This is a genomic window from Streptomyces sp. SID5464 (assembly GCF_009862985.1).
Lineage (GTDB): Bacteria > Actinomycetota > Actinomycetes > Streptomycetales > Streptomycetaceae > Streptomyces > Streptomyces chartreusis_D.
Genome location: NZ_WWIQ01000076.1, coordinates 34,243 through 47,329, shown reverse-complemented (window position 1 = coordinate 47,329; position 13,087 = coordinate 34,243). Strand labels below are relative to the sequence as shown.

Annotated in this window: 9 protein-coding genes and 2 pseudogenes; 3 read left to right on the top strand and 8 right to left on the bottom strand. The window is 70.9% G+C overall.

The window, feature by feature from the left end; genetic code table 11:
• Positions 1-185: 185 nt before the first annotated feature.
• From GTY47_RS37670 to GTY47_RS37655, 4 genes and pseudogenes are all read right to left on the bottom strand, one after another.
• Positions 186-968: a TIGR03936 family radical SAM-associated protein gene (locus GTY47_RS37670; protein ID WP_010041932.1), complete on the bottom strand. Its 783-nt coding sequence runs from the start codon at positions 966-968 to the stop codon at positions 186-188.
• A gap of 48 nt (positions 969-1,016) precedes the next feature.
• Positions 1,017-2,204 (bottom strand): hypothetical protein, encoded by a 1,188-nt coding sequence (locus GTY47_RS37665; protein WP_010041929.1) that lies wholly within the window; start codon positions 2,202-2,204, stop codon positions 1,017-1,019.
• A 96-nt stretch (positions 2,205-2,300) separates the two neighbouring features.
• Positions 2,301-2,768 (bottom strand): GNAT family N-acetyltransferase, encoded by a 468-nt coding sequence (locus tag GTY47_RS37660; RefSeq protein WP_010041927.1) that lies wholly within the window; start codon positions 2,766-2,768, stop codon positions 2,301-2,303.
• Positions 2,768-2,899 (bottom strand): annotated as a pseudogene (locus GTY47_RS37655) (helix-turn-helix domain-containing protein); the annotation flags it as partial. The pseudogene GTY47_RS37655 and the gene GTY47_RS37660, both read right to left, overlap by 1 nt.
• 172 nt (positions 2,900-3,071) lie before the next feature.
• Between GTY47_RS37655 and GTY47_RS37650 the strand changes: the two are divergent.
• The 3 genes and pseudogenes from GTY47_RS37650 to GTY47_RS37640 all read left to right on the top strand — a co-directional run.
• The gene (locus GTY47_RS37650) at positions 3,072-3,329 is read left to right on the top strand and encodes a hypothetical protein (RefSeq protein WP_029181308.1); all 258 of its coding nucleotides are present in this window, start codon (positions 3,072-3,074) and stop codon (positions 3,327-3,329) included.
• 47 nt (positions 3,330-3,376) lie between these two features.
• Complete coding sequence (locus tag GTY47_RS37645) at positions 3,377-5,032, top strand: tetratricopeptide repeat protein (RefSeq protein ID WP_158688420.1); 1,656 nt, start codon at positions 3,377-3,379, stop codon at positions 5,030-5,032.
• Between the two features lie 39 nt (positions 5,033-5,071).
• A pseudogene (locus GTY47_RS37640) lies at positions 5,072-5,878 on the top strand (tetratricopeptide repeat protein); the annotation flags it as partial.
• 24 nt (positions 5,879-5,902) lie between these two features.
• Here the strand turns inward: GTY47_RS37640 and GTY47_RS37635 are convergent.
• The 4 genes from GTY47_RS37635 to mrdA all read right to left on the bottom strand — a co-directional run bounded on the left by GTY47_RS37635 (position 5,903) and on the right by mrdA (position 12,976).
• Positions 5,903-7,867, bottom strand: a complete 1,965-nt coding sequence (locus GTY47_RS37635) for a TIGR03960 family B12-binding radical SAM protein (RefSeq protein ID WP_010041921.1) — start codon at positions 7,865-7,867, stop codon at positions 5,903-5,905.
• 87 nt (positions 7,868-7,954) lie between these two features.
• The gene (locus GTY47_RS37630) at positions 7,955-9,475 is read right to left on the bottom strand and encodes a CYTH and CHAD domain-containing protein (protein WP_010041920.1); all 1,521 of its coding nucleotides are present in this window, start codon (positions 9,473-9,475) and stop codon (positions 7,955-7,957) included.
• 55 nt (positions 9,476-9,530) lie between these two features.
• A complete protein-coding gene (gene rodA / locus GTY47_RS37625) occupies positions 9,531-10,733 on the bottom strand; it encodes a rod shape-determining protein RodA (protein WP_010041918.1) in 1,203 nt (400 codons plus the stop codon).
• The gene (gene mrdA, locus GTY47_RS37620) at positions 10,730-12,976 is read right to left on the bottom strand and encodes a penicillin-binding protein 2 (RefSeq protein WP_010041916.1); all 2,247 of its coding nucleotides are present in this window, start codon (positions 12,974-12,976) and stop codon (positions 10,730-10,732) included. Before mrdA ends, rodA begins: the two co-directional genes overlap by 4 nt.
• Positions 12,977-13,087: the final 111 nt, after the last annotated feature.

The following is a 13,087-nucleotide window of genomic DNA, read 5'->3' as shown; positions in this document are numbered from 1 at the left end:
CGCGCTGTGCGCGTCGCCGCCGTCCGGGGCGCGGGCGCCGCACGGGAGCTCTCTGTGTCCTGTCTCGCCGGTTCCGTACGCCCAATGCGTACGGCCTGGCGAAAGTCTTCTGGTCGGTGCGCTGCCCGACCCAGGTGGCTCCCGAGTCCGAGGGCGGCGCTACGACGTCCGTCCCTTCGCGGAACCTACGCCGGCGCCGTCGCGGCGGCAGGCGGTTCGGCCGTTGAGTGGGCCTCCGCTGCCTCGCGGTCGGGCGCGAGCGGGTCGGTCACCGTGCCGGTCTCTTCATCGAACAGCCCCTGCGCCAGCCTGGTCACCGCTGCGGGGACCGGCGGCGCCAGGTCGGCCACGGCGCGGAGACCGGACAGGACGTCGTCGGGTCGTACGGCAGGCGTCACGTGCCGAACAACCAGCCGCAGTATCGCACAGGGCTGGTCGGTCGGCCTATCAGCCTGCGAACTGTGCGTTTCTGTGAGATCGGGGATCTCCAGGCTCACGACGGCGGAGCGGGCGTCGAAGGTGCGCACCCCGTTCTTGGCGAGGCGCTGGACCTCGACGGTCTCGGCCGCGTTGAAGGCGTCCGCCGCCCGGCGGGCTTCCTCCTGCGGCACGCCGTCCAGCCGCAGCTCCCACACGGAAGCCGTCAGCCGGTCGGCGAGGCCCGGGGTGCGGGCCTCGACCGCCTCGATGATGTCGAGCCCGGCGGGCAGCGACTCGTCGAGAAGGATCCTGAGCTGCTCCGGGTCGCGCTGCGCGGTGAGCGCGATCTCCAGGTACTCCGCCTCACTGCCCGTGCCGGTGGGTGCGGCATTGGCGTACGACACCTTCGGGTGCGGTGTGAAGCCCGCCGAGTAGGCCATCGGCACCTCGGCACGGCGCAACGCACGCTCGAAGGCGCGCTGGAAGTCACGGTGGCTGGTGAACCGGAGGCGGCCGCGCTTGGTGTAGCGCAGTCGGATGCGCTGCACCGCGGGTGCGGGCGGCGGGCCTTCGGGCTGTCGCTTGCCCAGTGTCGTTCAGTCCTTCGTGAGAGCGGTCGTACTGCTACCAAGAGTACGTGCCTCGCGGCCCGAAGGTTCCCCGAGGTCGACGGGCTGCGGCTGCACCGGCTCGCCGAAGAGCATCCGCCGGAAGTCGGCGCGCGCCTGCCGTACGGACTCCCGGGCCGAGGCCAGCGCCTGCCGCGTGGCCCGTCCCACACTCCGGGCGGCCTCGGCGGCGGGTCGCAGGACGGCGTCCCGAACGACGTGCCCGACGGGCGTCAGCACGCTCCGGTACACCCACCGCACCGGCTCGACGAAGATCCACCTCAAGAGCGTCGCGAGGAACCGCCCGACGGCGAGCGAGATGTGCCCGGCGATCCGCCACGCATGCCCGAGGGCGTCCGCGACCTCCCGCCCGATGACGGCGAGGACCCGTCCGACCGGCGTGAGGATCCAGCGCCACACGGCGAGCGCCGGAAGGACGAGCAGGATCCGGGCGATCCAGTACAGAGCCGTCCCGATGCCGGTGACGGCCGTGCTCACCAGCCACACCAGTCCCTTGGCACACCAGGCGATCGCGCGCCCGACGGGCGCGAGCAGCCACGTGTACAGCCACACGGCGGGGACGACGACGAGGTACCGGGCGAGCCACGCCACGACCGCGTACACACCGGCCCCGAGCGCGGCGAGCACGGCGCCGAGCCCCTTCAGCACCCACAGCACGGCGCGCCCGACCGGCGTGAGCAGATACGAGTACACCCAGCCGAACACGGCCCCGATGCCCTTGGCGGCCCGGGTGACGGCCCAGGCGACCGCGTGTCCCACCGGTGTCAGCACGTGCCGGTAGAGCCACACCAGCGGCACGACGAGGAGCACGTTCCCGAGCCACCCGAGCGCCTTGGCCACCGGCACGACGACATACCGCCACAGCCCCACGAACGGCCAGACGAACACCGCCCGCCCGAGCCACAGCAGCGCCCGGCCCAGCGGCCGGAGCAGCACGTCGTTCAGGAACCGTCCGGCCACGACGAGCGCGTCCCACACCATCCGCACGGGGACGACCAGCACGAGCACGACGATCCGCACCGGAATCCGGATCGCTACGGCGAGACACCCCTCGGGCGCCGCCTCACGGACCGGCGGCGCGGCCGGTTCGGACACCCCTTTCCGCAGATCGACTCGCGTCTCGGAGCCCTCGCGGGCCGGCTTCTCCAGATCCATACCGTCGTAGACGCCTCAGCGCCCCGTCCGGATCCAGCACCGCACAGCCCGCCCCGTTCTTCAGCAGATCCCCACCTGGCCTCAAGATCATACGGCTCAGGCGCCCACGACCCGGGCGTGCAGCAGCCGGGCCGACTCCTGGAACCCGCACCGGGCGTACGCGGGAATCGCCTGCGGGCTCGAGTGCACGGTCACCCGCTCCAGGCCGAGCTCCCGGGCCCCGTCCAGAACGGCCCGGATGAGCGCGCCGCCCAGCCCGCCGTCGCGCGCCTCGGGCACGACGTACACGCACTGGAGGTCGCCGGAGGCCCGCCGGGGCGCCCGCGGCGTGGGCACCCGCTGCACCACCGCCAGCCAGGCCATACCGATGACGACGTCGTCGCGCACGACCACCATGCACCGGTGCGACCCGGCGTTGTCCCGGGCCCATTCGACGAAGTGCCGTACGAACTCCCCGCGTTCGCCGAGGGACTCGCCCCCGTTCTCGATGAGCCACTCCCACCGGAGCCGGGCGACAGCCGCCAGTTCGCCGGACCGGGCCGGGCGGATACTGATGTTCTCCATCAGGGCATTGTCCCGTCGGCGGCCCCGCCCGCCTCCCACCGCAGCAAATCCCCCGGCTGACATTCGAGCACCTCGCAGAGGGCGGCGAGTGTCGAGAAGCGGACCGCCTTCGCGCGGCCGTTCTTGAGCACCACCCCCGGAGCGACGGCCCCGCCCGGCGCGAGGACGACCCCGAGCGCGAACATCAGGCACGCGTCCCATACGGACGTGCCTTGGTGCGAAGATGAATGACCGATTTCATGCGCGAGGGGGCGTCACATGAGCCGGACAGGGCGTTGGCTGTTGGCCATAGCGATCGCGTTGGTGGTTTTCGCACTGTGCGTGTGGCTCGGGGACCTGCTTCTGCCCTGGGACCGCGCGACCCGGATCGGGACGGGTGCGGGAGCCGGTGCCGTGGTCGCGGGCGTCCTGGGCGCCTGGGCGTCCTCGCTCATCGGCTCCGCGGGCCGGACCCCGGCGCCGGCCGCGAACGGCCCCACGGCATCGGGTGAGCGGGCCGTGGCCACACAGGACAACTCCGGGGTCATCGTCACCGGAGACAACGGCACCGTGCAGCGATGACGACGGACGGCTTCCCTTCCGCTTCAGGCGTCCGGTCCACCGCCGCGGTGACCAACAGGGGAATCATCGCGAGCGGGGACCACGCACGGATCGAACAGCACAACCTGAACCTGCCGCAGGGCGCGCTGCAGGCAGCCGTGCCGGAAGCGGCGATCACCCGCTTGAACAACCTGCCGGCGCTGAACAGCCGCGTGTTCAAGGGCCGGGACGACGCCCTGGCCTTCTTGCGGGCACTGCCCTCGACCGGCACCGGCATCGTCGCGCAGAGCGTGCGCGGCATGGGTGGTGTCGGCAAGAGCACCCTCGCCCTGCATCACGCCCGCGACTGCCTGGCAGCGGGGCACGGCCCCGTGTGGTGGCTGGACGCGTCCAGCGCGGGGGAAATGACGGCCGGACTGGCAGCCCTGGCCACCGCGGTGAACCCGGTCAACACCGTGCTTCCGATCGACGAGGCGGCCGAGTGGGCCGTGGCGTGGTTGCAGGGGCGCAGCGGATGGCTGCTGATCCTGGACAACGCCGAGGATCCTGCCGACCTGCGTCCCTACCTCGGCCGGCTGAGCACGGGCCAGGTACTGATCACCACCCGCCGCGACCTGCCGTGGCAGGACGTGGGAACACCCCTGCTCCTGGACACCCTCGCACCCCGGAGCTCCCTCGCCGTCCTGCAGGAGATCACCGGACGCCACGACGACGGCGACGTCGCCTCGCTCATCGAGCTGGCTGACGAACTCGGGCACCTCCCGCTCGCCTTGCAGCAGGCCGGCGCCTACCTGGCCCAGACCCGCACCAGCGCCGGCACCTATCTCGCCCAGCTGCGCACCGACCCCGCCGGAGTCCTGGCGACCGCCCCTCCCGGTGACGCCCAGCACCGCACCATCGCCCAACTGTGGAGCGTCACCCTGGAGGCCCTGCGAACCACCGATCCCAACGCCGTGGAGCTGTTGCGGATCCTGGCCTACTGCGCCCCCGACCCCTTGCCCCGCGATCTCCTGGTGCCCGCGCTGTCCGCACCGCAGGCGGTCGACCACGCCCTGGGCGTTCTCGCCGCATACAGCCTGATCACGCTCAGCGAGACGGACGTCGCCGTTCACCGCCTCGTGCAGACCGTCGTCCGCACGACCACCCCACACCCCAGCCCGGACCCGCGCTCCGGCAGACTCCGGCGTCTGCTCCGCAGAAGCCGCCCCGACGCCCCGCTGCACCCGAGTCAAACGGCCCTCGTGCTCGTCTCCCTGGGCCTGCCGTCCGGGGAACCCGAAGACGTCACGACCTGGCCGGACTGGCAGACGCTGCTGCCCCATATCCGGACCACGAGTGCCCAACAGCCCGCCACGGGTGCGACGTCGCCGCTGCTCACCACCGTGCTGGGAAGAGCAGCCTTCTACCTCAGGGCCCGTGGCCAGTCGTCCGAGGCACTGCCGCTGGAGGAACGCGCCCTGCGGGCCACCGAGGCCGACCTGGGGCCCGATCACCCGGAGACGGCGATCCGGCTCAACAACCTCGCCCTCACCCTCGGCGACGTGGGCCAACACGCCCGGGCACTCCCGCTCTTCGAGCGGGCCCTGCGGATCGCCCAGGCCGCACTGGGCCCGGACCACAACGACACCGCCACGTGCTTGAGCAACCTCGCCCGGACGTTCGATGAGCTGGGCAGACACATCGAAGCCCTGCCGCTGGCCGAGCAGGCGCTTCAGATCAGCTAAGCAACCCTCGGCGCCGACGACCCGGACACCGCCAACCGCCTCGGAAACCTCGCCATCACCTTGAACAACCTGGGGCGGCACCAGGAGGCCCTACCCCTGGAGCAGAAGGCGCTACGGATCACCGAGGCCCTGCTGGGCTCCGACCACCCCCACACCGCGATCCGCCTCGGCAATCTCGCCGCCACCTTCAGCCATCTCGGACAGCACACCGAAGCCCTGCCCCTGGACGAACGCGCGCTCCGCATCACCACAGCGGCCCTGGGTCCCGACCACCCGCACACCGCCTCCCGCCTCAACAGCCTCGTCACCACGCTGTGCAGCCTGGACCGCCACGAGGAAGCCCTGCCGTTCGCTCAGCAAGCGGTCCGGATCACCGAAGCGGCCCTCGGCCCCGACCACCCGGACACCGCCAACCGACTGGGCAACCTGGCAGCCGTCTTCAGCGATCTCGGGCAGCACACCGAAGCCCTGGCCCTGGAGGAGCGGGCACTGAGGATCACCGAAGCGACCCTCGGCCCCGACCACCCGGACACCGCCAGTCGACTGGGCAACCTCGCCACCACGCTGAGCGAACTGGGGCGCCGGGCCGAGGCCCTGCGGCTCGAGGAACGAGCACTGCGGATCACCGAGAGCACCCTCGGCCCCGACCACCCGTACACGGCCCGGTGCCTGAACAACATGGCCCAGTCCCTGGGCGCGGACGGGCGGCACGCCGAAGCCCTGCCGCTGGCGGAGCGGGCCCTGCGGATCACACAGGCCGCACTCGGCCCGGACCACCCGCACACCGCCACGTGCCTGGCCAACCTGACCGGCCTGCGCGACGAAGCCCCCGGAACGCAGCGGTGACGCGGCCCTGAAGGCCGCGCCCCCTCAGTGCCCGTGCCCGCTGGGAGCCGGCGCCGCGTTCTTGACCGTCAGGGGGAGGAGCTTCTTCCCCGTCGGGCCGATCTGGATCTGGGTGTCCATCTGCGGACACACGCCGCAGTCGAAGCACGGCGTCCAGCGGCAGTCCTCGACCTCCGTCTCGTCGAGGGCGTCCTGCCAGTCCTCCCAGAGCCAGTCCTTGTCGAGGCCGGAGTCCAGGTGGTCCCAGGGGAGGACCTCCTCGTACGTGCGCTCACGCGTCGTGTACCAGTCGACGTCGACGCCGAAGGGGGCCAGCGCCTTCTCGGCGCACCGCATCCAGCGGTCGTACGAGAAGTGCTCGCGCCAGCCGTCGAAGCGGCCGCCGTCGTCGTAGACCGCGCGGATGACGGCGCCGATCCGGCGGTCGCCGCGGGACAGCAGGCCCTCGACGATGCCGGGCTTGCCGTCGTGGTAGCGGAAGCCGATGGAGCGGCCGTACTTCTTGTCGCCGCGGATCTTGTTCCGCAGCTTCTCCAGGCGGGCGTCCGTCTCCTCCGCCGACAGCTGCGGCGCCCACTGGAAGGGGGTGTGGGGCTTGGGGACGAAGCCGCCGATCGAGACCGTGCAGCGGATGTCGTTGGACTTCGACACCTCGCGGCCCTTGGCGATGACCTTGGTCGCCATGTCGGCGATCTGGAGGACGTCGTCGTCGGTCTCCGTCGGCAGGCCGCACATGAAGTACAGCTTCACCTGACGCCAGCCGTTGCCGTACGCCGTCGCGACGGTCCTGATCAGGTCGTCTTCCGAGACCATCTTGTTGATGACCTTGCGGATGCGCTCCGAGCCGCCCTCCGGGGCGAAAGTGAGGCCGGAGCGGCGGCCGTTGCGCGTGAGCTCGTTCGCCAGGTCGATGTTGAAGGCGTCCACGCGGGTGGACGGGAGGGAGAGGCCGATCTTGTCGTCCTCGTAGCGGTCCGCGAGGCCCTTGGCGATGTCGCCGATCTCCGAGTGGTCCGCCGAGGACAGGGACAGCAGGCCCACCTCCTCGAAGCCGGTCGCCTTCAGGCCCTGCTCGACCATGTCGCCGATGCCCGTGATGGAGCGCTCGCGGACCGGGCGGGTGATCATGCCGGCCTGGCAGAACCGGCAGCCGCGGGTGCAGCCGCGGAAGATCTCCACCGACATGCGCTCGTGGACCGTCTCGGCGAGCGGGACCAGGGGCTGCTTGGGGTACGGCCACTCGTCGAGGTCCATCACCGTGTGCTTGGAGACCCGCCACGGGACACCGCTGCGCTTCGGTACGACGCGGGCGATACGGCCGTCCGGCAGGTACTCGACGTCGTAGAAGCCGGGCACGTACACCCCGCCCGTCTTGGCCAGGCGGAAGAGGAGTTCCTCGCGGCCGCCGGGGCGGCCCTCCGCCTTCCAGGCGCGGATGATCGCGGTGACCTCCAGGACGGCCTGCTCGCCGTCGCCGATCACCGCGCAGTCGATGAAGTCCGCGATCGGCTCGGGGTTGAACGCGGCGTGGCCGCCGGCCATGACGATCGGGTCGTCCAGGCCGCGGTCCTTGGCCTCCAGGGGGATCCCGGAGAGGTCCAGGGCCGCCAGCATGTTGGTGTAGCCCAGCTCCGTTGAGAAGGACAGGCCCAGCACGTCGAAGGCCTTCACGGGCCGGTGGCTGTCCACCGTGAACTGCGGGACGCCGTGCTCCCGCATCAGCTCCTCCAGGTCCGGCCACACGCTGTAGGTGCGCTCGGCGAGGACGCCCTGCTGCTCGTTGAGCACCTCGTAGAGGATCTGGACGCCCTGGTTGGGCAGGCCGACCTCGTAGGCGTCCGGATACATGAGCGCCCAGCGGACGTCACAGGAGTCCCAGTCCTTGACTGTGGAGTTGAGTTCTCCGCCGACGTACTGGATCGGCTTCTGCACATGCGGGAGCAGAGCTTCGAGCTGCGGGAACACCGACGCAGCGACTTCGGCAGGCATGTCGCGCACCTTCGTGAGCTGGACTGAACGGACAGGGTGACCATCCAGACTAACGCGACCCGGCCGTACCTTTGTACGCGCGGAAGATCAGAGGCCCGCCGCCCCGTCCTTGATCCCGGCCCAGAATCCGGGCAGCTCGGTCTCCACGCGCACCGCCCGCTGCTCCTCGCGCTCGTGGAGCAGGCCGTAGGTGAAGGTGTTCTCCCCGGCCGCGTGGGCGACCGCCGACAGCTCGCGCAGGGCCTGCCGGGCCATCACGCTGTCCTGGTGCTCGCCGAGCAGGATCTGGAGCGCCTTCATGGACTTGACCAGGTCCGTGGCCGGCTTGCCGAGCGCCGGTCGGGCCGCCTCCGCGGCGTAGCGGGCGCGCTTGGTCTTCTTGCGGGCCTCGTGGATCGCGACGTCGCGCTCGGTACCGGGCTCCAGTTCCACGGCCCGCTCGACCAGCCCGGCGACCTTGCGGAAGTCCTTCGTGACGGCCTTGGCGATCTTCTTGTGGGGCTTCTTGCCGGCCGCCTTCCGCAGGGGCGGGTCGGCGATCAGCGCGTCCAAGGTGTCGAGCAGCGCGAGGTAGCGGCGGGAGTCCAGGACGCCGATGAGCCGGCCGCGGGCCCCGTCGTGCTCGGCGCTCGCCCAGGTGTGCAGCCGCTCCGCGACCGGCCCGCGGACCAGGGTGGCCGGCACCTCGTCGAGGGCCGCCGTCAGCCGTCCGGTCAGCACCTCGCGGTCCCGGTCCAGGCCCAGCTCACCGGCCAGCCACTTCAGCTCGTCGCCGACCGGGTCGGTGACGGTCCGGTCGAGGAGCTCGCCGTACGACGTGAAGGTGCTGCGCAGCCTGCGGGTGGCCACGCGCATGCGGTGCACGGAGTCCTCGGCGTCCCTACGCACGGCCGGGTCGAGTTCGACGACGGCGTCCCGCTGGGCGCGCGCGTACGCCAGGACGTGGTCTCCGGCGGTCACCGGTTCTCCGGCGGGGGCGGACGCCCGCTGCTGGTGCGGCGCCGTCTCCGCCAGGGCCCGCGCCAGCTTGGACGCCGAGGCCGACGGCCGCACGCCCGCCTTGCGCAGCCGCTTCTCCACCTTGTCGAGGAAGGCCGGGTCCTGCCCGTCGGCGAGCTCCACCTCGATCTCCGTCCACTGCGCTTCACCGCCGCCGGCCGTGAGCCGGTCGGCCCGTACGGCGTCGACGCTGACCTCGGCGAGCAGCCGCCCGTCGGCGTCGACGAGGTGGCGTACGTCGCGGTCGGAGCGCAGCCGGACGACGGGCAGCAGTTCGCCGCCGCGGACGCGGGAGCGGACGAGCCCGGCGAGGTCGTCCGGGAGGGTGTCGGAGAGCGGGGCGTGGATCTCGTCGCGGACGCCGGGGGCGACGGGGAACTTCAGATGCCAGCCCGCGTCCGAGCCGCCGGTGCGGCGGCGCAGGGTGACGGACGACGCGGCGAGGCGTTCGTCGCCGGTGTCGTAGTAGGTGGCGTCGAGGTGGGCGACGCCCTTGTCGAGCACGGCCGCGACCCCGGCGACTCCGGTCAGGTCGGGAAGCCCGCTGTCCTCGGACTCGTACTTCCGCTCGATCTCGCGCTTGGTGTCCGCCGTGAACCGATCCGCCATGAACCGAATCTAGTCGGCACGGCGGCGGGGCGGCAGGGGGCCGCCCCGCCGGTGTTCACGCCGACATCGGGCGCTGTACCCGGATGGACTGCAGCAGACCGACCGCTATCCACACGGCGAACATCGACGAACCGCCGTACGAGACGAACGGCAGCGGCAGGCCGGTGACCGGCATGATGCCGAGCGTCATCCCGACGTTCTCGAAGGTCTGGAAGGCGAACCAGGCGACGATGCCGGCGGCCACGATCGTGCCGTACAGGTCGGTGGTCTCCCGGGCGATGCGGCAGGCCCGCCACAGGACGATGCCGAGCAGCACGATGATCAGGCCGCCGCCGATGAAGCCCAGCTCCTCCCCCGCCACCGTGAAGACGAAGTCCGTCTGCTGCTCGGGCACGAACTGGCCGGTGGTCTGCGAGCCGTGGAAGAGGCCGGAGCCGGTCAGGCCGCCGGAGCCGATGGCGATGCGGGCCTGGTTGGTGTTGTAGCCGACGCCGGCCGGGTCGAGCTCGGGGTTGGCGAAGGCAGCGAAGCGGGCGATCTGGTAGTCGTCGAGCACCCCGATCTGCCAGACGGTGATCGCGCCGATCGCGCCCGCGCCGAGCAGTCCGAACACCCAGCGGTTGGAGGCACCGGAGGCGAGCAGCACACCGAGCACGATGATGACCATGACCATGACCGACCCGAGGTCGGGCATGAGCATCACGATCAGCATGGGTACGGCGGCCAGCCCCAGTGCCTGCATGACCGTGCGGTGGTCGGGGTACTGCCTGTCGCCGGCGTCGACTCTGGCCGCCAGCAGCATCGCCATGCCGAGGATGATCGTGACCTTCACGAACTCCGACGGCTGGAGGGAGAAGCCGCCGGGGAGCTTGATCCAGGAGTGGGCGCCGTTGATCGTGGAGCCCAGCGGCGTGAGCACCAAGAGGATCAGCAGGACCGAGAGGCCGTACAGGACCGGCACGGCCGTGCGCAGGCCGCGGTGGCCGAGCCAGATCGTGCCGGCCATCAGGGCGAGGCCGATGCCGGTGTTGAGCAGGTGCCGGATGAGGAAGTAGTAGGGATCGCCCTGGTTGAGCTCCGTCCGGTTGCGCGTCGCCGAGTAGACGAGGAGCGTGCCGAGCAGCGACAGGGCCATCGCGGACAGCAGGATCGGCCAGTCGAGCCGCCGCGCCACCGAGTCGCGGGCGAGGAGCCGGGTCCAGCCGGAGCGCTCGGGGCCGTAGCCGGAGACCTGGAAGCTGTTCACACCGCCGGTCATGTCGGCAACCTCCGGCTTCCCCGCCGGCGCCGGCGCCTTCGGGTGTCACGGTTCTCCGGCGTCGGCGGGGCCGTCGTCGCCGGCTGGAGCGGGTCGGCCGGGGCGTTCGGGTCCTTCTTCTTCGCCTGCTGGTCCTTGGCCGGGTCCTTGGGGATCTTCGGGGAGGCGATGGTGCCGTCGGTCTTGACCTTCGGCAGGGCCTTCTCCGGGGTGGGCAGCAGGGCCTTCTTGGAGTCGATGTCGCCGTCCTCGGAGACGCCGTACAGCGCGTTGTAGATGTTGCGGACGGCGGGGCCCGAGGCGCCGGAGCCCGTACCACCCTGGGAGATCGTCATGACGATCGAGTAGTCCTTGGTGTACGTGGCGAACCAGGAGGTGGTCTGCTTGCCGTAGACCTCCGCCGTACCCGTCTTGGCGTGCATAGGGATCTTGTCCTGCGGCCAGCCGCCGAACCGCCAGGCGGCCGTACCGCGGGTGGCGACTCCCGCGAGGGCATCGTCTATCCGGTCGCGCGTCTGCTGCGTCATCGGCAGCTTGCCGTGCGACCGGGGCTTGATCGGCGTGACGGTCTTGCCGTCGGCGCTGATGACGGCCTTGCCGACGGAGGGGTTGTAGAGGGTGCCGCCGTTGGAGATGGCCGAGTAGATGGTGGCCATCTGGATGGGCGTGACGAGGGTGTCGCCCTGGCCGATGGAGTAGTTGACGGAGTCACCGGCGCGCATGCGGTTGCCTTCGAGGCAGTTCTCGTAGGCGATCTTCTCGGCGTAGCTGCCGTTCCGCTTGCCGGTGCGGCACCAGGCGTCCTTGTTGGCCTTCCAGTAGTTCAGCTTCCACTGGCGGTCGGGGACGCGGCCGGTGACCTCGTTGGGCAGGTCGATGCCGGTCTCCTTGCCGAGGCCGAACTGGTGGGCGGTCTTGTAGAACCAGTCGTTGGGGTGCTTCTTCGGCTTGGCGCCGCCGTCCTTCTTCCATTCCTCGTGCGAGAGCCGGTAGAAGACCGTGTCGCAGGAGACCTCCAGGGCGCGGCCGAGGCTGATCGGGCCGTACCCCTTGGACTCGAAGTTCTTGAAGACCTGGCCGCCGAGGTTGTAAGAGCTGGAGCACTGGTAGGGGCCGTCGAAGGAGTAGCCCGCGTTGATCGCGGCGGCCGTCGGGATGACCTTGAAGATCGAGCCGGGCGCGGACTGGCCCTGGATCGCGCGGTTGAGCAGCGGGTAGTTGGACTTCTTGCCGGTGAGCCTGGCGTAGTCCTTGGCGGAGATGCCGCCCACCCAGGCGTTCGGGTCGTACGTCGGGTTGGAGGCCATGGCGACGACGCGGCCGGTCTTGGCCTCCATGACGACGACGGCGCCGGAGTCCGCCTTGTAGTTGGTGCCGGTGTTCCGGTCGTGCTGCTTGCGGGCCTCCTTCATGGCCTCGTTCAGCTGGTACTCGGCGATCCGCTGGACGCGGGCGTCGATGCTGGTGACGAGGTTGTCGCCGGGGTGGGCCGGGTCGGCCTCGGCCTGGCCGATGACGCGGCCGAGGTTGTCGACCTCGTAGCGCGTGACGCCGGCCTTGCCGCGCAGTTGCTTGTCGTACTGGCGCTCCAGGCCGGAGCGGCCGACCTGGTCGGAGCGCAGGTAGGGCGAGTTGGTGTTCTGGGCCTGCTTGATCTCCTCGTCGGTGACCGGCGAGAGGTAGCCGAGCACCTGGGCGGTGTTGGCCTTGCCCGGGCTCGGGTAGCGGCGCACGGCCTCCGGCTCGGCGGTGATGCCGGGGAAGTCCTCGGCGCGCTCGCGGATCTGGAGGGCCTGCTTGGGGGTGGCCTCGTCGGTGATGGGGATGGGCTGGTACGGCGAGCCGTTCCAGCAGGGCTGGGGTGTCTCGGCGTCGCACAGCCGGACCTTCTCCATGACCTCCTTGGGGGTCATGCCCAGCACGCCGGCGAGCTTGGTGAGGACGTCCTTGCCGTCGTCCGGCATCTTCAGCAGGTCGGTGCGGGAGGCGGAGACGACCAGTCGTGTCTCGTTGTCGGCGAGGGCCACGCCGCGCGCGTCCAGGATGGAGCCGCGGACGGCCGGCTGGACGACCTGCTGGACGTGGTTCCCCGACGCCTCCTTGGCGTAGGCCGCGCCCTCACGGATCTGGAGGTACCACAGGCGTCCGCCGAGGGTGAGCAGGAGGGACAGGACGAGGACCTGGATGACGACGAGCCGGATCTGGACCCGTGGGTTCCGCCCGGTCTCGGGGATGTTGGTCACTGCGGCTGCCTCCCCCTCTCAGTGCGCGTACGGATGTGCGAGTACAGAGCCGGGCCCGGATGCCGAGATGTGTCCGGGCAGGTGTGTGCGGATACGAGTGAGGAACGACGG